The organism is Streptomyces sp. a15 (genome assembly GCF_059026085.1).
The window spans coordinates 13,163-34,956 of record NZ_JBWLKM010000012.1 but is presented as its reverse complement, the minus strand read 5'-3'; the positions used below and the strand labels follow the sequence as shown (position 1 = coordinate 34,956).

20 protein-coding genes are annotated in these 21,794 nt (G+C 70.5%); 8 read left to right on the top strand and 12 right to left on the bottom strand.

The features are described 5' to 3' along the window. Positions 1-49 precede the first annotated feature (49 nt). A complete protein-coding gene (locus tag AC5P09_RS15335) occupies positions 50-781 on the top strand; it encodes a nucleotidyltransferase family protein (RefSeq protein WP_493874428.1) in 732 nt (243 codons plus the stop codon). A 129-nt stretch (positions 782-910) separates the two neighbouring features. Here the strand turns inward: AC5P09_RS15335 and AC5P09_RS15330 are convergent, their stop codons facing one another. The 6 genes from AC5P09_RS15330 to AC5P09_RS15305 all read right to left on the bottom strand — a co-directional run bounded on the left by AC5P09_RS15330 (position 911) and on the right by AC5P09_RS15305 (position 7,225). Continuing rightward, positions 911-2,587, bottom strand: coding sequence for a DoxX family protein (locus tag AC5P09_RS15330; protein WP_493874427.1), 1,677 nt, complete (start codon positions 2,585-2,587; stop codon positions 911-913). Between the two features lie 118 nt (positions 2,588-2,705). Next, complete coding sequence (gene rlmB / locus AC5P09_RS15325) at positions 2,706-3,647, bottom strand: 23S rRNA (guanosine(2251)-2'-O)-methyltransferase RlmB (protein WP_493874426.1); 942 nt, start codon at positions 3,645-3,647, stop codon at positions 2,706-2,708. 109 nt (positions 3,648-3,756) lie between these two features. Beyond that, on the bottom strand, positions 3,757-5,157 hold the full coding sequence (gene cysS / locus AC5P09_RS15320) for a cysteine--tRNA ligase (protein ID WP_493874425.1): 1,401 nt from the start codon (positions 5,155-5,157) through the stop codon (positions 3,757-3,759). Positions 5,158-5,250: 93 nt separating this feature from the next. Continuing rightward, positions 5,251-5,745, bottom strand: coding sequence for a 2-C-methyl-D-erythritol 2,4-cyclodiphosphate synthase (gene ispF, locus AC5P09_RS15315; protein WP_493874424.1), 495 nt, complete (start codon positions 5,743-5,745; stop codon positions 5,251-5,253). Further along, complete coding sequence (gene ispD / locus AC5P09_RS15310) at positions 5,735-6,487, bottom strand: 2-C-methyl-D-erythritol 4-phosphate cytidylyltransferase (protein ID WP_493874423.1); 753 nt, start codon at positions 6,485-6,487, stop codon at positions 5,735-5,737. Before ispD ends, ispF begins: the two co-directional genes overlap by 11 nt. Positions 6,488-6,742: 255 nt before the next feature. Further along, positions 6,743-7,225 (bottom strand): CarD family transcriptional regulator, encoded by a 483-nt coding sequence (locus AC5P09_RS15305; RefSeq protein WP_003953493.1) that lies wholly within the window; start codon positions 7,223-7,225, stop codon positions 6,743-6,745. A gap of 590 nt (positions 7,226-7,815) precedes the next feature. On the opposite strand from AC5P09_RS15305, the gene AC5P09_RS15300 reads away from it, so the two are divergent. Continuing rightward, entirely contained in the window at positions 7,816-8,487 is a 672-nt protein-coding gene (locus tag AC5P09_RS15300; protein WP_493874422.1) for a copper chaperone PCu(A)C domain-containing protein, read from the top strand. A 110-nt stretch (positions 8,488-8,597) separates the two neighbouring features. Here the strand turns inward: AC5P09_RS15300 and phoP are convergent, their stop codons facing one another. After that, a complete protein-coding gene (gene phoP, locus AC5P09_RS15295) occupies positions 8,598-9,278 on the bottom strand; it encodes a two-component system response regulator PhoP (RefSeq protein ID WP_383866577.1) in 681 nt (226 codons plus the stop codon). Further along, positions 9,275-10,540 carry a two-component system sensor histidine kinase PhoR gene (phoR, locus tag AC5P09_RS15290; protein ID WP_493874421.1) on the bottom strand — a complete coding sequence of 422 codons (1,266 nt, stop codon included), beginning with the start codon at positions 10,538-10,540 and terminating at the stop codon, positions 9,275-9,277. Before phoR ends, phoP begins: the two co-directional genes overlap by 4 nt. 238 nt (positions 10,541-10,778) lie before the next feature. Between phoR and phoU the strand changes: the two genes are divergently transcribed. After that, a complete protein-coding gene (phoU, locus tag AC5P09_RS15285) occupies positions 10,779-11,468 on the top strand; it encodes a phosphate signaling complex protein PhoU (protein WP_493874420.1) in 690 nt (229 codons plus the stop codon). A 610-nt stretch (positions 11,469-12,078) separates the two neighbouring features. After that, on the top strand, positions 12,079-12,327 hold the full coding sequence (locus AC5P09_RS15280; protein WP_266437489.1) for an SCO4226 family nickel-binding protein: 249 nt from the start codon (positions 12,079-12,081) through the stop codon (positions 12,325-12,327). A 216-nt stretch (positions 12,328-12,543) separates the two neighbouring features. Here AC5P09_RS15280 and AC5P09_RS15275 read toward each other — a convergent pair whose 3' ends face one another. After that, entirely contained in the window at positions 12,544-13,305 is a 762-nt protein-coding gene (locus AC5P09_RS15275; protein WP_493874419.1) for a phosphoglyceromutase, read from the bottom strand. Positions 13,306-13,466: 161 nt separating this feature from the next. Here AC5P09_RS15275 and AC5P09_RS15270 point away from each other — a divergent pair, with 161 nt between their 5' ends. Both AC5P09_RS15270 and fxsT read left to right on the top strand, forming a co-directional pair. Beyond that, a complete protein-coding gene (locus AC5P09_RS15270; protein WP_493874418.1) occupies positions 13,467-14,735 on the top strand; it encodes an MDR family MFS transporter in 1,269 nt (422 codons plus the stop codon). Positions 14,736-14,824: 89 nt separating this feature from the next. Next, on the top strand, positions 14,825-17,344 hold the full coding sequence (gene fxsT, locus AC5P09_RS15265) for an FxSxx-COOH system tetratricopeptide repeat protein (RefSeq protein ID WP_493874417.1): 2,520 nt from the start codon (positions 14,825-14,827) through the stop codon (positions 17,342-17,344). A gap of 2 nt (positions 17,345-17,346) precedes the next feature. Here the strand turns inward: fxsT and AC5P09_RS15260 are convergent, their stop codons facing one another. Next, positions 17,347-17,772 carry a DUF2000 family protein gene (locus AC5P09_RS15260; protein ID WP_411151402.1) on the bottom strand — a complete coding sequence of 142 codons (426 nt, stop codon included), beginning with the start codon at positions 17,770-17,772 and terminating at the stop codon, positions 17,347-17,349. Between the two features lie 49 nt (positions 17,773-17,821). Here AC5P09_RS15260 and AC5P09_RS15255 point away from each other — a divergent pair, with 49 nt between their 5' ends. Further along, positions 17,822-18,670 carry a helix-turn-helix transcriptional regulator gene (locus AC5P09_RS15255; RefSeq protein WP_493874416.1) on the top strand — a complete coding sequence of 283 codons (849 nt, stop codon included), beginning with the start codon at positions 17,822-17,824 and terminating at the stop codon, positions 18,668-18,670. Between the two features lie 30 nt (positions 18,671-18,700). Here AC5P09_RS15255 and AC5P09_RS15250 read toward each other — a convergent pair whose 3' ends face one another. Then, a complete protein-coding gene (locus AC5P09_RS15250; protein ID WP_493874415.1) occupies positions 18,701-19,201 on the bottom strand; it encodes a type III secretion system chaperone family protein in 501 nt (166 codons plus the stop codon). Continuing rightward, positions 19,194-20,531: a D-inositol-3-phosphate glycosyltransferase gene (gene mshA, locus AC5P09_RS15245; RefSeq protein ID WP_493874414.1), complete on the bottom strand. Its 1,338-nt coding sequence runs from the start codon at positions 20,529-20,531 to the stop codon at positions 19,194-19,196. Before mshA ends, AC5P09_RS15250 begins: the two co-directional genes overlap by 8 nt. A gap of 289 nt (positions 20,532-20,820) precedes the next feature. Here mshA and AC5P09_RS15240 point away from each other — a divergent pair, with 289 nt between their 5' ends. Then, positions 20,821-21,609 (top strand): class I SAM-dependent methyltransferase, encoded by a 789-nt coding sequence (locus AC5P09_RS15240; RefSeq protein ID WP_493874413.1) that lies wholly within the window; start codon positions 20,821-20,823, stop codon positions 21,607-21,609. The last annotated feature ends 185 nt before the right edge of the window (positions 21,610-21,794 follow it).

Genomic DNA, 21,794 nt, shown 5'->3' with positions numbered 1-21,794 from the left:
AACAGTTGCGGGCCCTGGCCGCGGGCGGGACGCAACATACAGTTCGGTCATGAGCGATCCGAACGCCGCGTCCCGCCCTGTTCAAGCCGTCATTCTGGCCGGCGGTCAGGGCTCCCGGCTGCGTCCCCACACGGACGACCGGCCCAAGCCGATGGTCGAGATCCCCGGTACGGGGACTCCGATCATCGGCCATCAGCTTGTCTGGCTGGCGGAGGAGGGCGTGACGGACGTGGTGGTCAGTTGCGGCCATCTCGCCGACGTCCTGCAGAAGTGGCTGGAGAGCGCCGATCTTCCGGTGAACGTCAAGACGGTCGTCGAGACGGAGCCGCTGGGGCGTGGTGGCGGTCTGAAGTACGCCGCCGCGCACCTTCCGCACCCGGACCGGGCCTGGTACGCCACCAACGGCGACATCTGGACCCGTTTCTCGCTGCGTGACATGGCGGACTTCCACACCGAGCGCGACGCGGTGGCGACCATCGCACTGGCCCGCCCGCGTATTCCGTGGGGGGCGGTGCAGACGGACGGCTTCGGGCACGTCACGGACTTCATCGAGTCCCCGCCGACGACGTACGAGATCAATGCGGGCCTGTATGTCTTCTCGCCGGAGTTCGCCGGGCTGCTGCCCGAGCGCGGCGATCATGAGCGTACGACGTTCCCCCACCTTGCGCGTGAGCGGCGGTTGGCCGGCTTCCCGATTCCGCAGGGTTCGTATTGGCGTGCCATCGACACGGCCAAGGATCTGACGGAGGCCGCGAAGGAGTTGGCGGCGCTGGGGCGTTAGAGGCGTCTGTCGGGGGACGCTCCCCCCATACGACGAAGGGGCCCGCACTGCTGAAGTGCGGGCCCCTTCGTCGTATGGGCCGTGATGTTCAGCCGGCAGGCGTGCCCAGGATTCCGCCCACCGGCTCCGTTACCCCAACAGGCCGCCCACCAGGCCCGGCTGGGAGGACGAGCCTCCGCCGCTGGAGCCGCCTGACGAGCCACCGCTGGCGCTGCCGCCGGAGGTGGGGCCTGAGGTGGTGCTGGGGGCCTGTTGGGCCGGGGAGGACTGCTGGGGCGGGGCCTGGCCGTCGGTGCCCTGGGTCTGGCTGGGCGAGCCGCCGGTGGCGGTGCCGGTGTCGCGGGTGGCGCCCGGGGTGGCGGTGGTGCCGGCGGTGGGACTGGCCGTGGCGCCCTGGGTGGGGGTGCTGGAGGCCGAGGGAGTCTTCTTCTTCGGCCGCTTGGCGGGGTCCTGCGGGAGCGGGGAGCCGGGCAGTTCGTTGCGGGGGGCCTCGCCGGGGCCGGGGACGACGACGCGGTCGGCGTCGCGAACCGCTCCGCCGAGCAGTGAGCCGGTGAGCAGGGTGAGGCCGGTGACGATGGCGGTGATGAGGGCGCCGCGGCGCAGGACGTAGCGGCGCAGCTCCCAGAGGTCGGCGCGGGGGCCGAGGCGGCGCCAGGCGCTGCCGGCGAGGCGGCCGTCGATGGAGTAGACGGGGGCGCCGGCGATGATCAGCGGTGACCAGGCGGCGAGGTAGATGATGTCGGGGGTGTCGTAGGCGGGGACGCTCTTCCAGCTGACGGTGACGAGGAGCGCGGCGGACAGGCCGGCGCCGACGATCGCGCCGACGCGCTGCCAGCAACCCAGGACCGTGATGACGCCCACGATGACCTGGAGGAAGGCGATGACGAGGCCTGCGCCGACGGGGTGCTGGAGGGCGAACTGCCTGAGCGGCTCGGCGACTTCCCAGGGGTGCAGGGTGTTGAGCCACTTGACCATGGAGCCGCGTTCGCCGCCGTCGAAGTAGACGGGGTCGCAGAGCTTGCCCATGCCGGCGTAGATGGAGATGAAGCCGAGGAAGATGCGGAGGGGGAGCAGGACGACGCCGAGGTGAATGCGGCGGCCCGGGTAGTAGGCGTGCCGGGCGGGGTCGTCGCCGTGGCGCTTGGCGGAGCGGGTGTGGTCGGTGCCGCTGCCGCTGCCGCTGTCGTCGTAGTCGTCGAACTGCTCGCCGGTGTAGGCGGGTTCGTCGTCGACGCTGCCCACGGTGCGCATGTTCGGCAGGAGTCGGGTGCCGTCGCCGTCGTGGGTGCGTTGGGCGCCGACGATCGGGGTTTCGACGGTCTGGGTGAGGTCGTCGTAGCCGTCGTCGGCGTAACGGCCGTCGCTGTAGCCGCCGTTGACGTCCACGCGGGGGATGACCTGGGTGGCTCCGGCGTCGGCGGAGGGGGCCGGTTCGTCGCCGTGGCGGACGCTGCCGCCCCGTACGGCCTGGAGGAGGCGGTGGGCGCCGGTGTCGTCGGGGTCGGACTTGCCGCTCCAGACGACGGGCCGGCGGCGGGCGCCCGCGTTCGCGCCGGGTCTGCCGGCCGCGGCGCCGACGACGGGCATCCGGGCGGTGTCCTCGGCGGCGCTCAAGTGCCGTGCGATCCGCGAGGATTGGGTGCGCCGCGTCGACGCGCCCAACTGCACGCGAAAGCTCACATGATTGACGATGATCTGCGCCGGATCGCTCGGCACCTTCACCATGCTCAGCGCGGGAGCGTCGTCGAAGCCCGACGGGCCGTCCCCCGTGGGTGTGCGGGGTGTTCTGGTGTCCACACTCATCTAACCGAGTGACGTGTGCTTAGGACACTGCTTTGACTGGGCGGATCTGTCCGGACCCCGTCAAGGTTGTCCTCGACGCCAGGAACACCCCATGTGGGTGACTCGGTCGAACAATCGCTCAGGCGCGGCGGCGTGCCGTCTCGTAGAGCACGATGCCCGCCGCGACACCGGCGTTGAGCGACTCGGCGCCGCCCGGCATCGGGATCCGCACCCGGTGGTCGCAGGTCTCGCCGACCAGTCGGGACAGTCCCTTGCCCTCGCTGCCGACGACGATGACGACAGGCCCCGACAGGGCTTCCAGGTCACCGAGTTCCGACTCGCCTTCGGCGGCGAGGCCGACGACGGTGATGCCGGCCTTCTTGTACGCCTCCAGGGCGCGAGTCAGGTTGGTGGCGCGGGCGACGGGCGTACGGGCGGCCGTACCGGCGGACGACTTCCAGGCGCCGGCGGTCATGCCGGCCGCGCGCCGCTCGGGGACGACGACGCCGTGGCCGCCGAAGGCGGAGACGGACCGGACGACGGCGCCGAGGTTGCGCGGGTCGGTGACGCCGTCGAGGGCGACGATGAGGGGGTCCTCGCCGTTGTCGTAGGCGGCGGCCGCGAGGTCCTCGGGGTGCGCGTACTCGTAGGGCGGGACCTGGAGGACGAGGCCCTGGTGGTTCAGGCCGTTGGTCATGCGGTCGAGCTCGGGGCGGGGGGCCTCCATCAGGTGGATGCCGCCGCGCTCCGCGGCGAGCTGGAGTGCCTCGCGGACCCGCTCGTCGTTGTCGATGAACTGCTGGACGTAGAGGGTCGTCGCGGGCACGCCGTCGCGCAGTGCCTCGAAGACGGGGTTGCGGCCGACGACCATCTCCGAGGTGCCCTTGCCGCCGCGGCCGCGGGCCGTGGGACGGCGTACCGCCTGCTTCGCCTTGGCGCCCGCGACACGGTTCTTCTTGTGTCCCTTGCGCATCTCGGCGGGCGGGGTCGGGCCCTTGCCTTCGAGGCCCCTGCGTCGCTGGCCGCCACTGCCGACCTGCGCGCCCTTCTTGCCGGACATGCGGCGGTTGTTGGCTGCCATGACCTACCTGTCTGTTCTCTGCGACGCCGAAGCGTGCGGGTGCGTGCGTGTGTACGTATATGCAGTGTGCCGCCCGGATGGCCGGGCGGCACAATCGATCAAGAAAGGGTCAGCGGGGGCCGAGGTCCCAGCGCGGCCCCTCGGGGCAGTCCTCGATGACGAGTCCGGACTGGTTGAGCTGGTCGCGGATGGCGTCCGCGGTGGTCCAGTCCTTGCGGGCGCGGGCGGCCTCGCGCTGGTCGAGGACCAGTCGTACGAGGCTGTCGACGACCCCGTGGAGGTCCTCGCCGCGGTCGTCGTCGCCGGCCCAGTGCGGGTCGAGCGGGTCGAGGCCGAGGACGCCGAGCATGGCGCGGACCTCGGCGAGGCGGGCCACGGCGGCTTCCTTGTCGTCGGCGGCCAGCGCGGAGTTGCCCTGCCGGACGGTGGTGTGCACGACGGCGAGGGCCTGCGGGACGCCCAGGTCGTCGTCCATCGCCTCGGCGAAGGCGGGCGGGACCTCGGCGGAGGGCTCGACGACTCCCCCGGCCTTCTCCATGACGCGCTGTACGAAGCCCTCGATCCGCGCGAACGCGGACTCGGCCTCGCGCAGGGCCTCCTCGCTGTACTCGATCATCGAGCGGTAGTGCGGGGTGCCGAGGTAGTAGCGCAGGACGATCGGGCGCCAGCGCTGGACCATCTCGGAGACCAGCACCGAGTTGCCGAGCGACTTGGACATCTTCTCGCCGCTCATGGTGACCCAGGCGTTGTGCAGCCAGTACCGGGCGAACTCGTCGCCGTAGGCCTTGGCCTGGGCGATCTCGTTCTCGTGGTGCGGGAAGATCAGGTCCAGGCCGCCGCCGTGGATGTCGAAGGCGGAGCCGAGGTACTTGTGGGCCATCGCCGAGCACTCCAGGTGCCAGCCGGGGCGGCCGCGGCCCCACGGGGTCTCCCAGCTGGGCTCGCCGGGCTTGGCCGCCTTCCACATGGCGAAGTCGCGGGGGTCCCGCTTGCCGGTCTCGCCCTCGCCGGAGGGCTGGAGCAGGTTGTCGAGCTCCTGGTTGGACAGGCGCAGGTAGTCCGGGAAGGACTTCACGTCGAAGTAGACGTTGCCGTCGGCCTCGTAGGCGTGGCCCCGCTCGATGAGCCCGCGCATCATCTCGACCATCTCGGTGACATGGCCGGTGGCGCGCGGTTCGTAGGTCGGGGGCAGGCAGCCGAGCGCGGTGTAGCCGTCGTCGAAGGCGCGCTCGTTCTCGTAGCCGATCGACCACCAGGGGCGGCCCTGGTCGGCCGACTTGGCGATGATCTTGTCGTCGATGTCGGTGACGTTGCGGATGAACGTGACCTCATAGCCGCGGTACGCGAACCAGCGGCGCATGATGTCGAAGTTCAGGCCCGAGCGGATGTGCCCGATGTGCGGTGCGGCCTGCACGGTGGCGCCACACAGGTAGATCGAGACACAACCCGGCTGGAGCGGGGCGAAGTCACGGATCTGCCGGGCGCTGGTGTCGTACAGGCGAATGGTCACGCGTCCAGGGTAGTAGGCGCACGGCAGTGCCTCGCGCCCGTTCCCCCCAAGGCCACACATTCGTGACGTCGGACGGCCTCGTCGGCCGGTTCGTCAGCCGGTTCGCACCACCAAGGCCGTCGCCACCGCCATCAGCCCCTCCCCCCGGCCGGGGAAGCCGAGGCCGTCGGTGGTCGCGCCGGACACCGACACCGGGGCGCCGGCCGCCTCCGACAGGAGCTTCTGGGCCTCGTCGCGGCGCTTGCCGATCTTCGGGCGGGGGCCGACGACCTGTACGGCGATGTTGCCGATGGTGAAGCCGGCCTGGCGGACGATCCGGGCGGCCTCGGTCAGCAGCGTCACCCCGGAGGCGCCGGACCACTCGGGCCGCCCGGTGCCGAAGTGCTGCCCGAGGTCCCCCAGCCCGGCCGCCGAGAAGAGCGCGTTGCAGGCGGCGTGGGCGACGACGTCGGCGTCGGAGTGGCCGGCGAGGCCCGGGCCCTCGTCCTCCCACTTGAGGCCGGCGCACCACAGTTCGCGGCCCTCTTCGAAGGCGTGGATGTCGGTGCCGATGCCGACCTGGGGGAGCAGGGGTGCCTCAGAAGCCATCGTTGAGCCTCCTGCGGGCCAGGACCGCCTCCGCAAGGACGAGGTCCAGCGGGCGGGTGACCTTGAAGGCCTCCTCGTGGCCGGGGACGGTCACGACCGTCTCGCCGAGCTGCTCGACCATGCTCGCGTCGTCGGTGACGTTCTCGGTGACCGTCTCGTGGGCGCGGACCAGGGTGGCGCGGTCGAAGCCCTGCGGGGTCTGCACAGCACGCAGGCGGGCCCGCTGCGGGGTGGCCACGACCGGCTCCGGGTCGCCCGGGGTCGTGGCCGGCTCCACCTCCTTGACGGTGTCCGCGAGGGGCAGCGCCGGGACGACGGCCACGGCTCCTTCTCGTACGGCCTCGATGACGGCGTCCACCGTGTCGACCGGGACGAGGGGGCGGGCGGCGTCGTGCACCAGCACGATGTCGTACTCCGGCGGCAGGGCGTCCAGACCGAGCTTCACGGACTCCTGGCGGCTCTCCCCGCCGGGCACGACGAGGAAGTCGGTGCGCTCGGGCAGCGCGTGCGCGTCGAGCAGGGACTTGACCTCGGCGGCGCCGTCGGGCGGGGCGACGACGACCACGAGGGAGACGGCTCGGGACGCGGCCAGTGCGCGGAGCGCGTGAATCAGCATGGGAGTGCCGTTCAGCGCGCGGAGCGCCTTGGGGGCGCCCGGACCGAGGCGTACGCCCCGTCCGGCGGCCGGGATCACCGCAGCCGTGCGCGCAGGCGTGGGCGAAGGAGGCGAAACGTCAGACATCGGTTCCTGTCAGGTTTGTGTGCTCGGCCTACGTGGGTATGGCCTCAGCGTGCCTGGTACGACAGCTTGACCGGAACCCTTCCGTGACCCTGGTCGAGCCCGTTACCCGGACCCGGCACACCAAGTATCGGGGCTTCCCCGAGATGAACACGCGTACGGCGCCAGAATGCGAACATGCCGCAGCGCCCGGCGACGAGAAATACGTCATCGGGCACCGCGGCATTTCAAATGTGCTGAGGCTGGCTTGCGCCGGCGTCAGGACGCGAGGACCTCGTCGAGCAGAGCCTCGGCCTTGTCCTCGTTCGTGTTCTCCGCGAGCGCGAGCTCGCTCACCAGGATCTGGCGGGCCTTGGCGAGCATGCGCTTCTCACCGGCGGAGAGTCCACGCTCGCGCTCACGACGCCACAGGTCACGCACGACTTCCGCGACCTTGATGACATCGCCGGAGGCGAGCTTCTCCAGGTTTGCCTTGTAGCGACGCGACCAGTTCGTGGGCTCCTCGGCGTACGGTGCGCGCAGCACCTCGAAGACCCGGTCCAGTCCGTCCTGACCGACCACATCACGCACGCCGACGAACTCCGCATTGTCCGCTGGCACACGTACCGTCAGATCACCCTGGGCGACCTTCAGCACCAAGTAGGTCTTGTCCACGCCTTTGATCTGGCGAGTTTCGATGGCCTCGATCAGCGCGGCCCCGTGATGGGGATAGACCACGGTGTCGCCAACCTTGAACGTCATGTGACAGGTACCCCTTCCGTGGCTATCCAGAGTAACACGGAAACGGCGGGTTCTGAATGGCGTTTTCGCAGGTCAGGGCATATCTCGGGGCTTGACAACAGCGACAGGAACGTGCTGCGCGGGTCGAGCGGAAGAATGTATTCGCAGGTCGGAGCGGCTGTCCGGGGGAGGTGAAACCCGTACGTTACACACGTCCGGAGACCCCTCCAGACGGCCGAACATCCCGGTATGTCCGCTTCCAAGCGTGCGACTTCCGCTACTCCGTTCGGTGCGTGGAGGCGGGTGCGAGACGAATCCGGAATTGATCACAGGGGCGCCCGACCAGCCGGATGGTGATCAATTCAGGGGTTCAAGGATTCCTTCACGGAAAATCCCCTGGGCACGGTCCGCGGTACTTATGTGAATGGCGGACGAGCGCCAGGCCAATGTGACTCAAGGGTCACTTGTGGCCGCTGCGACTACGAAGAGGATGCCGCGAGGGGAGGGTCGGGTGCGGCGGCACGGGAACGGCTCGGTAACCTGAGGCCGCTGACAGACACTTAGCGCGGCTTTACCGGCCGCCTCGCTCGAGTCAAGGAGTTACCGCCGCCGTGAGCAGCAGCCTTCGACGCGGTGCCCTCGCCGCCGCCGCCATCGCGTTCTCGATCGCCTCGCTCGCCGCGTGCAGCGCCGGCAACAACGCTCAGACCCTCGGGGTCAAGCCGGACAACGCGGCCACGACCGTCGGTGACATCAAGCTCCAGAACGTCGTGATCATCACCCAGCCGGACGCCGAGTCCGAGGGCCCGGCCGTCGTCTCCGCCACCCTCTTCAACGCCGGCGGCACCGCCCAGACGCTGGACTCGGTGACCGTCGCCGGTGCCGGTGCCGCCGAGCTCGCGCCCGCCAAGGGCAAGGGCAAGGTGACCGTCCCGGCCGGCGGCTCCATCATCCTCGGCGGCAAGGGCAACGCCTCCGCCGTACTGAACGAGGTCGGCGAGTCCGTCCAGGACGGCAACGCGCAGAAGGTCACCTTCACCTTCAGCAAGACCGGTGACGTGAACCTGCGCGCCTTCGTCGTCCCGTCCAAGAGCTACTTCTCCACGTGGGGCCCGACCGAGATCCCGGCGACGCCGGGCGGCACGGCGAGCCCCACCGCGACGACCAGCGAGGAGCCGGGCGCCGGTACCACGGGCTCCCCCACCGAGACCGCGACGGGCACCCCGGCCGGCGACACGGAGTCCTCGCCCGAGTCGACGGACACCGCGGCCGCCGGCCACTGAGCAGCCGTACGAGATCGCCGTACGAGATCGCCGTACGAGATCGCCGTACGACGGAAAGGGCGGGACCTCACCAGAGGTCCCGCCCTTCCGCATCAGCTGTGCGGGTCGGTTTACGGCTCAAACTTGTAGCCGAGCCCCCGGACCGTCACCAGGTAGCGCGGCGCGCCCGGGTCGGGCTCGATCTTGGCGCGCAGGCGCTTGACGTGGACGTCGAGGGTCTTGGTGTCGCCGACGTAGTCGGCGCCCCAGACCCGGTCGATGAGCTGCATACGGGTCAGGACGCGGCCCGCGTTGCGCAGGAGCATCTCCAGGAGGTCGAACTCCTTGAGGGGCAGGTCGACCTTGGAGCCGGAGACCGTCACGACGTGGCGGTCCACGTCCATACGGACCGGGCCCGCCTCCAGGGCGGCCGGGGTGACCTCCTCCGGCTCGCCTCGGCGGCGCAGGACCGCGCGGATACGGGCGACCAGCTCTCTGGAGGAGAACGGCTTGGTCACGTAGTCGTCGGCTCCTATTTCCAGGCCGACGACCTTGTCGATCTCGCTGTCCTTGGCGGTCACCATGATGACGGGGACGTTGGAACGGTTGCGCAGCTGGCGGCACACCTCGGTGCCCGGCAGGCCGGGCAGCATCAGGTCCAGGAGGACGAGGTCGGCGCCGTTGCGCTCGAACTCGTCGAGTCCGTCGGGCCCGGTGGTCGCGACGGCGACCTCGAAGCCTTCCTTGCGGAGCATGTACGACAGGGCGTCGGAGAAGGACTCCTCGTCCTCGACGACGAGCACTCGGGTCACGGAAGGACCTCCGGGGAGGGGAGCGGATCGTAAGAAGATGGCTGGGGGTCGGAGTCGCCGGGCCCGTCATCGAGACCGTCGAGATCCGGGTGCTGGTGCGCGCGGTCGCGGGCCGAGCCCGCCTCCGGCAGTCGGAGGGTGAAGGTGGAACCCTGTCCCTCGGAGCTCCATACGGTGACCTCCCCGCCGTGCGAGGCGGCCACGTGCTTGACGATGGCGAGGCCGAGGCCCGTGCCGCCGGTGGCACGGGAGCGGGCCGGGTCGACGCGGTAGAAGCGCTCGAAGATGCGCTCCTTGTCCTTGTCGGAGATCCCGATCCCCTGGTCGGTGACGGCGACCTCGATCATGTCACCGCCCGGCGCGGTCACCCGGCGGGCGGCTATGCCGACACGGGTGCGGGCGGGCGAGTAGTTGACGGCGTTCTCGACGAGGTTGCCGAGGGCGGCGGCGAGCTGGCCGCGGTTGCCGTAGACGTGCAGGTCGGCCGTCCCGCCGGCGGCCATGGTGATCTGCTTGGTGCCGGCCTGGTGCCGGCAGCGGTCGACGGCCTCGGCGACGAGTTCGTCGACGCGGACCGGTTCGGCGTCCTCGAGCGGATCGTCGTTCTGTACGCGGGAGAGGTCGATGAGTTCCTGGACCAGGTTGGTCAGTCGGGTCGCCTCGATCTGCATGCGGCCGGCGAAGCGTTCCACCGCCTCCGGGTCGTCCGAGGCGTCCATGACGGCCTCGGACAGGAGGGAGAGGGCGCCGACCGGGGTCTTCAGCTCATGGCTGACGTTCGCGACGAAGTCGCGCCGCACCGCCTCTATGCGCCGGGCCTCGGTGAGGTCCTCCACGAGGAGCAGCACCAGGCGGGAGCCGAGGGGTGCGACGCGTGCGGAGACCGCGAGGGCCTCGCCGCGGCCGGTGCCGCGTCTGGGGAGGTCCAGCTCCACCTGGCGTATCTCCCCGTCGCGTCGGGTGTCACGGGCCATCCGGAGCATCGGATCCACGGAGAGCTTGCCGCCGCGGACCAGCCCGAGGGCGTACGCGGCGGAGCTGGCCTTGACCACGGCGTCCGCCTCGTCCAGTACGACGGCCGAGGACCGGAGCACGGACAGGACAGTGTCCACACCCGGCGGAAGCACCGGGTCCGTGTGCAGCGAGGTGCGAGTGGGGCGTTTCTGTTCCCGCTCGCTCCAGCGGAACGCCAGCATGGCGATGACGCCGGTGAGTACACCGGCGATCGCTGCTGCTGCGGCGACCGCCGCGTTCACGTCCATGCACCCAGGTTAGGCATGTCAAGGGCTCCGGCCACAGCCGTCCGAGTGCGAGCTCGAACACTCGTCGCCCAGAGTTCACCTTGGAGCCAGTGATGGTTCATTTGGGGTGACGGAAACCGACGCGTACAGGGCGGAACGTGGGAGCGTGGGGTACGAAGCACCGGTTCTGCACGCGACAGGCGCGCCGGGCCCAGGCCCCCGGTGACCCCCGAAGATCACGTACGAGAGGGAATCCCTGATGCGGGACGCGTACCACGAGGAACTTGATTCGATCGGCGACGGTCTGGTGGAGATGGCCCGGCTGGTCGGGTCGGCGATCGGGCGCGCCACGACGGCGATCCTCGACTCCGACCTGAAGCTGGCCGAGAGCGTCATCGAGGGCGACCAGAAGGTCGACGACCTCCAGCACGAGCTGGAGGCCCGGGCGATAGCACTGCTGGCCCGCCAGCAGCCGGTGGCGACGGACCTGCGGATCGTCGTCACGTCGCTCAGGATGTCGGCCGACCTGGAGCGCTCGGGCGACCTGGCCCAGCACGTGGCGAAGCTCGCCCGGCTGCGCTTCCCGAACCGGGCCATCCCGCACGACCTGCACGCGACCATCCTGGAGATGGGCCAGCTCGCGCAGCGGCTGATGGCGAAGGCCGCCGAGGTGATCGTCACCAAGGACGTCGACCTCGCCCTCCAGCTGGAGCAGGACGACGACGCGATGGACCTCCTCCACCGCACCCTCTTCCAGCACCTGATGGACGACCGCTGGAAGCACGGCATCGAGACGGCCGTGGACGTCACCCTGCTCGGCCGCTACTACGAGCGGTACGCCGACCACGCGGTCGCGGTCGCCAAGCGCGTGGTGTACCTGGTGACGGGTGAGCATGCGGACGATCTTCAGCAGGAGATCCAGCCGGTGACGGGGGTGGAAGGGGCCTGAGCCCTCCGGGGGTGCGAGGGCTGACCCTGCGGGGGTGCGGGGGCTGACCCTGCGGGTGTGCAGGGGCTGACCCTGCGGGTGTGCAGGGGCTGCCGCGCCGGGGGTCCGGTCTGACCCTCCGGGGGCCGGTCTGCCCCTCCGGGGGTGTCCGGTCTGACCCTGTGGGCGTGCGGGCGCCTGTTCGGGGCGCTTGGGAGCCTCTGTGCGCCGTTGATGCGCCCGGCCGAACGGGCGTCCAATGGGCACAGTTACCAGCCTTGAGGAGGGACCATGGCCGACTCCCCCAACACGCCCGGTACACCACCCGACCCCACACAGGAACGCCCGACCGAACAGCCCGCCGAGATCAGGAACCTGACCTTGATAGCCGCGTGCGGCTGCGGGTCGGGGTGCGGGTGCGGGTGCCAGTCGGGGAATCCGTGCCAGTGCGGGTGACCGGTTGACGGCGTAGGGCGCGGAGAGTTCCGTACGACGGTGAAGGGCTTCGGCATGGATGCCGGGGCCCTTTCTCCTTGAGTCGCCCGGGCTGCCGTACAGGCGCACCCTGATAGGAGAGCAGGCGAACCACTCGCGCACTCGGGAACCCGGAAGAACAAGGAGGTGCGAGGCCATGACGCAGTTCATGGACGTCCACCACGGCTTCGAGGGCATCACGCCGGAGCAGCTGAGGGAGGCACACGACGCCGACCTCGCCATCGAGAAGGACGAGGGCGTGCACTTCGAGCGGGCCTGGGCGGACCCGGAGTCCGGCACCATCTACTGCCTCTCCGAGGCACCCTCGGCGGACGCGGTCCAGCGCGTCCACGAGCGGGCGGGGCACAGGGCGGACGAGGTCCATCAGGTACCGCTGTCGATCTGACGTTCCGTCATCGTCCTCATCCGCCCTGGTCTGCGGCGGTCGTCGGGCCGGGGCGGTAAATCCTGGACGTGGTGAGCCGGCTCGCGGAGGGCGTTACGGAGCCGGCAGCCCGTGAGGGCTTGGGAGCGGCGGCCGAGGAACGCAGGGAACTGAGCAGGGAACCGAAAAGCCCCCTGCCGGCGGGGAAACCGCGGGCAAGGGGCTTGTCGCGTGGGCCTACTTCTTCTTGCCCTGGTTCTTGACCGCCTCGATCGCCGCCGCGGCCGCGTCGGGGTCGAGGTACGTGCCGCCGGACTTCAGCGGCTTGAAGTCCGCGTCGAGTTCGTACGACAGCGGGATGCCCGTCGGGATGTTCAGGCCCGCGATGTCGGCGTCGGAGATGCCGTCGAGGTGCTTGACGAGGGCACGGAGGCTGTTGCCGTGGGCGGCGACCAGGACCGTGCGGCCGGTCAGGAGGTCGGGGACGATGCCGTCGAACCAGTAGGGGAGCATGCGGACGACGACGTCCTTGAGGCATTCCGTCTGGGGGCGCAGCTCCGGCGGGAGGGTCGCGTAGCGCGGGTCGTCGAACTGCGAGTACTCGGCGTCGCGGTCCAGCGGCGGCGGAGGCGTGTCGTAGGAGCGGCGCCACAGCATGAACTGCTCCTCGCCGAACTCGGCGAGGGTCTGGGCCTTGTCCTTGCCCTGGAGGGCGCCGTAGTGGCGCTCGTTCAGGCGCCAGGAGCGGTGGACGGGGATCCAGAGGCGGTCCGCGGACTCCAGGGCGAGCTGGGCGGTGCGGATCGCGCGCTTCTGGAGTGACGTGTGGACCACGTCGGGCAGCAGGCCGGCGTCCTTGAGCAGCTCACCGCCGCGGACTGCCTCCTTCTCGCCCTTCTCGTTGAGGTTGACGTCCACCCAGCCGGTGAACAGGTTCTTCGCGTTCCATTCGCTCTCGCCGTGGCGGAGGAGGATCAGCTTGTACGGTGCGTCGGCCATGCGTATGAGCGTAATCCAAGGGCTCGCCGCCTCGTGCGTCCGCTCGGCAGACGGACGGTTGACGGGATCTGTTAATTGAGTGGCCTGCGACGACAGCGGGATCGTAATGTGTGCTTGCCGCCTGAGCCGCTTACATCCGTTGCATCCGTGGGGGATCCGCCATGTCCGTCGCCGCCCTGAGACGTGCCACCCGCGAGACCGTCTCCGGCCTCCCCCGCGAGTTCTGGTGGCTGTGGACCAGCACGCTCGTCAACAGGCTCGGTGCGTTCGTGGCCACGTTCATGGCCCTCTATCTCACGCTCGACCGTGGGTACTCCGCCTCCTACGCCGGGCTCGTCGCTTCCCTGCACGGCCTGGGCGGGGTCGTCTCCTCGCTCGTCGGCGGGGTGATGGCGGACCGGATCGGGCGGCGGCCCACCCTGCTCGTCGCCCAGGCGTCGACCGCGGTCTCCGTCGCGCTGCTCGGGTTCGTGCACCACCCGGTCGCCATCGCCGGTGTCGCCTTCCTCGTCGGGATGGCCTCCAACGCCTCGCGGCCGGCCGTGCAGGCGATGATGGCGGACATCGTGCGGCCCGAGGACCGGGTGCGGGCCTTCTCGCTCAACTACTGGGCCATCAACCTCGGGTTCGCCATCTCCTCCATGGCGGCCGGGTTCATCGCGGAGGTCAGTTATCAGGCGGGCTTCCTCATCGAGGCGGGGATGACGGCCGTCTGCGCGGTCGTGGTGTTCCTGAAGCTTCCGGAGTCGCGGCCCACCGTGCAGAAGACCGAGGCCGAGGCCGGGTCGACCGTCGACGTCGGCCTCGGCACCGTGCTGCGCGACGGGCGCTTCATGAGCGTCGTCGGGCTGTCCTTCCTCGTCGCACTGATCTTCCAGCAGGGGGCGGTCGGCCTCCCGGTGGCCATGGGCGAGGCCGGTTTCACGCCCGCCGAATACGGGATGGCGATCGCCGTCAACGGCGTGCTGATCGTCGTGCTGCAGATCCCCGTCACCCGGTTCATCGAACACCGGGACGCCAAGCGGCTGCTGGTCGTCTCGTCGCTGCTCGCCGGATACGGCTTCGGCCTCACCGCCTTCGCCGGGTCGCTCGGCGTCTTCGCCCTCACGGTGTGCGTGTGGACGCTGGGCGAGATGATCAACGCGCCGACGCAGACGGGGCTGGTCGTCCGTTTGTCTCCGGTCAACGGCCGTGGGCGCTACCAGGGCATGTACACCCTGTCCTGGGCCGTCGCCGCCCTCATCGCCCCCCTGATGTCCGGCGTCGTCATCGACCGCTTCGGCGCGGAGTGGCTGTGGGGGCTGTGCGCGGTCGTCGGGACGGTCGCCGCGGTGGGGTTCGGGACGCTGATGCGGCGGCTGCCGGCGGAGGGGGCGGCGGTTGCCGACGTCACCCCCGTCGGTACGGAACCGGAGGTCCGTACCGCCTGACGCCGACTCCGTGCCGAGCCCGCACTCCCCGGGGTATACAAGAAGGCGCGGTACGGGGGCCGTTGGGGCCGCTGGGGTGGGAGACAGGCATGACCGACACATCCGAGCTGATCTTCGTCAGCCATGCCGGACACGACGGCCAGTGGGCGGAATGGGTGGCCTGGCACCTCCAGCAGGCCGGGTACGGGGTCGAACTCGACCTCTGGCACTGGCGTTCCGGCGAGGACTTCGTGAAGAAGATGACCGAAGCGCTGGAGCGGGCGTCCGCGGTCGTCGCCCTGTTCTCCCCCCAGTACTTCGCCCCGGGCCGGTACACCGAGGAGGAGTGGACCGCCGCCGTGGCCGGCCGGGACCGCTTCGTCCCGCTGGTCGTCGAGCCCTTGGAGCCGGGCCAGTTGCCCGCGATCCTCCGGCCACGGATCCGCCAGGAGTTGCACGACCTGGACGAAGCGGCGGCCCTCAAGGCGCTGCTCGAAGCGCTGCGGGGACGGGACATCCCGACCACCTCGCCGGCCTTTCCCGGCAAGGCGTCCCGTCCGGCCAAGCACACCCGCTCATCGGCTCCGCAGGGTCTCCGGCCTCGTTTCCCGTCCGCCACCAACGATCCCGCCGTGTGGGACGTACGCCAGCGGCGCAACCCGCACTTCACCGGCCGCGACGAGGTCCTCGAGAAGGTGCGCGGAGGTCTGCTCGGCGAACGCCGGGCCGCCGTACGGGTCCTCCACGGGCCGGGCGGGGTCGGGAAGACCCAGGTGGCGCTGGAGTACGCGCACCGCTTCGCCGGGCAGTACGACCTGGTGTGGTGGGTCGACGCCGAGCAGGTCGAGCAGGTCCCGGCCCGGTACGCGGAACTCGCGGCCCGTCTCGACGTGGCCAAGCCGGACGCCGGTGCGGAGATCAACGCCCGATACGCCCTCGAGTACCTGCGCGCCCACGACCGGTGGCTCATCGTCCTCGACAACGCCGAGGATCCGCGGCAGCTGCGCACCTGGCTGCCGGAGGGCGCCGGCCATGTGCTCATCACGGCGCGCGACCCGGCATGGAACAAGATCGCGCGAGGTCTCGCCCTCGGAGTTTTCAGCCGTACGGAGTCACTCGCCTACCTGGGTGGCCAACTGCCCACGCTGACCGACCACACGGCCGACGCGCTGGCCGACGCCCTCGGCGACCTGCCGCTCGCGCTGGCGCACGCCGCGGGTGCGCTCGGCGAGGGGACACCGCCCGACCACTACCTCCAGCTGCTCAGGACCAACACCGCCGAGCTCCTCAACGACGGGGAGGTCTACGACTATCCGGTCTCGGTGGCGGCCACGGTCACGATCGCCGCCGCCCGTCTGGACGCGGGCCGTCCGGAGGCGGCGGCTCTGCTGCGCCTGGCGGCGTTCCTCGGGCCCGAGCCCATTCCGACGTCGTGGCTCGTCAAGGCACGCGGGACGCTGACCAGCATCCCCGGAGACCCGCACGACATCCGCTGGCCGAGGAACGCGCTGCAGCCGCTCGCCCAGTACGGGCTGGCGGTCGTCGGGCCGGACGCGTTTCAGGTGCATCGGCTCACGCAGGCCGTTGTGCGCCACGCCATCGCCGACCAGGCCGCGGGGCCAGTCCAGGACGTGGCCGCGTTGCTGGCCGCCGTCGATCCCGGCGACCCCGAACTGCCCGGGGCCTGGCCGGAGTGGGCATCGCTCACCCAGCATCTGACGGCGACGCTGGATGCGGTGATTGGCAGAGCCGAGCTGCGGCCGACGTTGCTGAAAGCCGCCCGCTACCTCGTGCGCAACGCCCAGCCCGAGGCGGCGCAGGGCTTCGCCGAGATCATGCACGAGAAGTGGAAGGTCTCTCTGGGCGAGGACGATCCCGACACTCTGCGCGCCGCGCACCTGGTAGCCGTGGCCCTGCATGAGATGGAGGCGTTCGAAGAGTTCCTGCCCCTCGTCGAGGATCTCCTGGAGAGACACCGCAGAGTGCTCGGAGAAGACCATCCCGACACGCTGAGTACGACCCACGATCTGGGCATCGCTCTGAACTCACTGGGCCGACACACTGAGGGGTACGCGATCCTCCAGGACGTCACGGCACGTCGCCAGTCGACACTCGGCGAAGACCACGTCGAGGCCCTTTTCTCCGTCGCCAGTACTGGGTTCAGCCTGTTGCAACTCGATCGTCTCGACGAGGCCCACCAGGTACTGACGGACGTCCTGACCCGACACCGGCGTGCATTGCACGAGGACCATCCCGCTGCCCTCGACGCTTCAAGCTACTTGGGCATCGTGCTGTCTCATCTCGGCAGACACGTGGAGGCCCTGCACGTACAGACGGAAGTCCTGACGCAGCGTCGGAAATTGCTGGGCGACAGACACAAGGACACGCTCAACAGCGCCGCAAACCTCAGCAGAACACTCATCGACACCGGCCAGTACGCCAAGGCCGAGCAACTCCTGCGATCCACAAGAACTCGTGTCCGGGAATCTCTCGGAACCGACTACCGCCTGTACCGAGCCGTCACCCTCGATCTGGCCGAGGCCCTGGCGCGACAGGGCAAGACCCACGACGCCCAACGCCTGCGCGCCTCCCTCAAGCAGAAAAGGTCCCCGAAAAAGATCAGACGATGACCTCACGGATGCATCCGCGCCCCCTTCACCACCTTGTCCACCGCATTGCGCGGCCCGTACACCGCAAGTCCCACCAGATCCAGATCGCCGGTGGACACCGCCCGCACCGCCGCCCGGTTGTCCCGGTCGTTCCCCGTCGAGAAGAGGTCGGACGTGAACAGCGACCTGGGCAGCGCGCGGGACAGCACGCGCGCGTGGGCCGTGGTCAGGGTCTCCTTCGACGCCTCGAAGACCATGACGGGCTGGCGGAACATCGGCAGGTAGGGCACGCCGTCGGCGTCCTCGTACGGGTCGCCGATCACCTCGGGGACCTGGGTGCCCAGGCCGCTGACCAGGAACGCGGTGACGTTCAGTCGCTGCCAGGGCTCCAGGTCGTCCCGCAGGAGGACGGCGATCTTGGTGTCGAAACGGATGGGTTCAGTGCTCATGCGACGAGACTGCCGACCGCCGTACGACACCGTCTTGTACGTTCTTTGCATGACCGCCCAGCGGAACGTCTCCGCCTGGCGCCCGCAGGTGCCGGGCGTCGTGGAGGTCTTCCACGCCCATTTCACGGAGTACGCCTATCCGATGCACGTGCACGAGGCGTGGACGCTGCTCATCGTGGACGACGGGGCCGTACGGTACGACCTCGACCGGCACGAGCACGGCACCCCGCACGACACGGTGTCGCTGCTGCCGCCGCACGTGCCGCACAACGGCTCCCCCGTCACCCCGGACGGCTTCCGCAAGCGCGTGATCTATCTGGACGGCTCGCACCTCCCCGACGACCTCATCGGTGCCGCCGTCGACGGGCCCGATCTGCGGGATCCCGTACTGCGGCTGCGGGTCGGGCAGTTGCACGCCGCGCTCGCCCGGCCCGGGGACGAGCTGGAGGCCGAGAGCAGGCTCACGCTCGTGGGTGAGCGGCTGCGGGCGCATCTGCGGCCGAGTGCCGGCATCCCGGTCCCGCGCCGGGACCCCGTCCTCGCCCGGCGGCTGCGCGAACTCCTCGACGAACGGGTCGCCCAGGGGCTGTCGCTGGACGAGGCCTCGGGGCTGGTCCAGGCCCATCCCGCCCATCTCGTACGGACGTTCAGTGCCGCATACGGCATCGCGCCGCACCAGTATCTGAACGCCCGGCGCGTCGACCGGGCCCGCCGCCTGCTGCTCGCGGGGCGGGGGCCGGCCGACGTCGCCGCCGTCACCGGGTTCCATGACCAGGCCCATCTCACCCGCCACTTCAAGAAGTTGGTGGGGGTGACGCCGGGGCGCTACCGCGACAGCAAGGCGTGGGAAGGACGTACTGCGTGGGAAGGACGTACTGCGCGGGAAGGCCGTACGTGACCATCGAACAGGTGCGCCCAGGTGCCGGCGTCAGTCCGCGGACGGCCGCGTCAGGTGCGCGAACGCGTCGAGGTTGCGGGTCGGCTCGCCCCGGGAGACCCGCCACTCGTACTCCTTGCGGATGGCGCTCGCGAAACCGAGCTCGAGGAGGGTGTTGAAGCTGCCGTCGGCCGCTTCCAGGACCTGGCCGAGGATGCGGTCGATCTCGTCGGCGGTGACGGAGGGCAGGGGGAGCTTGCCGGTGACGTAGACGTCGCCGAGGGAGTCGACGGCGTAACTCACGCCGTAGAGCTTGAGGTTGCGTTCGAGGAGCCAGCGGTGGACGCCGGACTCGTTCTCGTCGGGGTGCCGGATGACGAAGGCGTTCAGCGAGAGGGAGTGCCGGCCCACCAGGAGGGAGACCGTGGTCGACAGCTTGCGGGTGCCGGGGAGCTGCACGACGTAGTTGCCGGGTGCGGGGCTCTCCCATTCGAGTTCGGCGTCCCGGAGGACGCCCTCGATGACCTGTGCCGCCTTCTCTGCGTCAGCCATGGTGGGAGCGTACGCGACGCCGGTAGGACTGGACCGCTGCCGTGTAGACGTCGGCCGTGGCGGCGGCCGCGGTGTCCCAGCCGAACGAGCGGGCGTGCCGGGCGGCGGCCTCGCCCATCCGGGGGGTCAGGTACGGATCGTCGGCGAAATCGGCCAGCACGCGCGCGTAGGCGGCGGGATTGTGCCCTTGTACGAGGATCCCCGTCCGTCCGTCGTCGACGGCCACCGGCAGCCCGCCGACCGCGGCCGCGAGCACCGGCGTGCCGGCCGCCTGGGCCTCTATGGCGACCAGCCCGAAGGACTCGCTGTAGGACGGCATCACGAGCACGGACGCGGCCCGGAACCAGTCGGCGAGCTGCTCCTGGCCGACGGGCGGGTGGAATCGTACGACGTCGGCGATGCCCAGGCGCGCGGCCAGCTTCTGCAGGCCCTCCGGCTTGGCGAGGCCGCTGCCGCTGAGGCCGCCGACGACGGGGACGAGGAGGCGGGAGCGCAGCTCGGGGCGCTCGTCCAGCAGCACGGCCACCGCGCGCAGCAGCACGTCCGGGGCCTTGAGGGGCTGGATGCGGCCTGCGAAGAGGGGGATCAGGGCGTCCTGGGGGAGGTCCAGGCGGGCGCGGGCGGCGGCGCGGCCGTCGGCGGGGCGGAAGCGGTCGAGGTTGACGCCCGGGTGGACCACGGCGACGTTGGCGGGGTCGGCCGCGTAGTGCCGTACGAGTTCCTCGCGCTCCTCGGCCGTGTTGGCGATGAGGCGGTCGGCGGCGGCGACGATCTGGGTCTCGCCGATGACGCGGGCGGCGGGTTCGGGGGTGTCGCCGTCGGCCAGGTTGGCGTTCTTGACCTTGGCCATGGTGTGCATGGCGTGCACGAGGGGGGCGCCCCAGCGCTGGGCGGCGAGCCAGCCGACATGGCCGGAGAGCCAGTAGTGGGAGTGCACGAGGTCGTAGTAGCCGGGGCGGTGGCCGGCCCAGGCCTGCATCACGCCGTGCGTGAAGGCGCACAGCTGGGCGGGGAGCTCCTCCTTGGCGAGGCCCTCGTAGGGCCCGGCGTCGACGTGTCGGACCAGGACGCCCGGCGCGAGCTCCACGGTCGGCGGGAGGGCGGCGGTCGTGGACCGCGTGAAGATCTCCACCTCGATGTTGATCGCGGCGAGGCGCTGCGCGAGCTCCACGATGTATACGTTCATGCCGCCCGCGTCGCCGGTGCCAGGCTGGTGCAGCGGTGAGGTGTGCACGGAGAGCATGGCGACCCGGCGTGGCTTGCGGTGCAGCCTGAGCCGGGGGGGTGCGGCCGACGAGAGCCGCCCGAGCCTGGTCACGTACTGGCTCACGTGGCGTTCCTCCTCGCTGCGGGCATGCCGGACGGAGGGTGTGGGGCGCCCTCCAAGGTGGTGCAACGCCGGAGGACGTCACTCCATTTCCGCCGGGCCGAGATTTGCCGAATCATTACCGGGAGTCGCTCAACCGTTCGAGGGCGGGATGCGTGGTGCACCACCTGGGGTGCTTGATGTCATCGGCATGTCATCGGCTCCCGGGTGCCCGCTTACCCTCGTACGCATGACTCCCCGCGCCGCCGCCCTCCCCCACTCTCGGCTTCGCTCGAGCGGGGGGACCCCCATCGTGGGCACGGTGACGCGCGGGACGACCAATCCCAACCGGCTGCGGCGCATGGACCGCTGGATCGCGGCGACGCACGGCGCCGACCTGCGCCGGGCGGCGGACGCCCCCGTCGCCGTCGACCTCGGCTACGGCGCCGCCCCCTGGACGGCCGTGGAACTGCTGCACCGCCTGCGTACCGTCGCTCCACGCGCGCGCGTGGTCGGCGTCGAGATCGACCCGGCGCGGGTCGCGGCGGCTACGCCGTACGAGTGCGACGGGCTGGCCTTCCGGCACGGCGGCTTCGAGATACCGGTTGCCGGGCGGCTCCACCTCGTCCGTGCCGCGAACGTCCTGCGGCAGTACGACGAGGCCGAGGTGGCCGCCGTATGGGAGCGGCTGTGTTCCCGTCTCGCCCCCGTGACGGGCGACTCCCGTGGCGGACTGCTCGTCGAGGGGACCTGTGACGAGATCGGGCGCCGGCACGTGTGGGTCGCGCTCGGCCCCCAGGGGCCGCGCACGGTCACCTTCGCGACCCGGCTGGGCTCTCTGGAGCGGCCCTCGGACCTCGCCGAGCGGCTGCCGAAGGCACTCATCCATCGCAATGTGCCGGGCGAGCCGGTGCACGCCTTCCTGCGCGACTTCGACCGCGCGTGGGCGGCGGCCGCGCCCTACGCGTCGTACGGCGCCCGCCAGCGGTGGATCCGGGCGGTGCGGGACCTCAGCGCCGACTGGCCGGTGACGGACGGGCCGGGGCGGTGGCGGCAGGGGGAAGTGACGGTGGCGTGGGGAGCGTTGGCGCCGCGGCCTTAGAACTCCACGCGCCCTGGCCTGCGGGGAACGATCTCCGTGAGTCGTTCGTCACACAGGCGGGGAGATCGTCTTGGAGGGGCGGGAAAGGGGGGAAGGACTGACTCTGTCGTCGTGTACGGCGGCCTCTGTCGTTTTGCGCGGGTACGTGGCACGATCCCCCAGGCGTCCGTAAGTTACTGACGGTC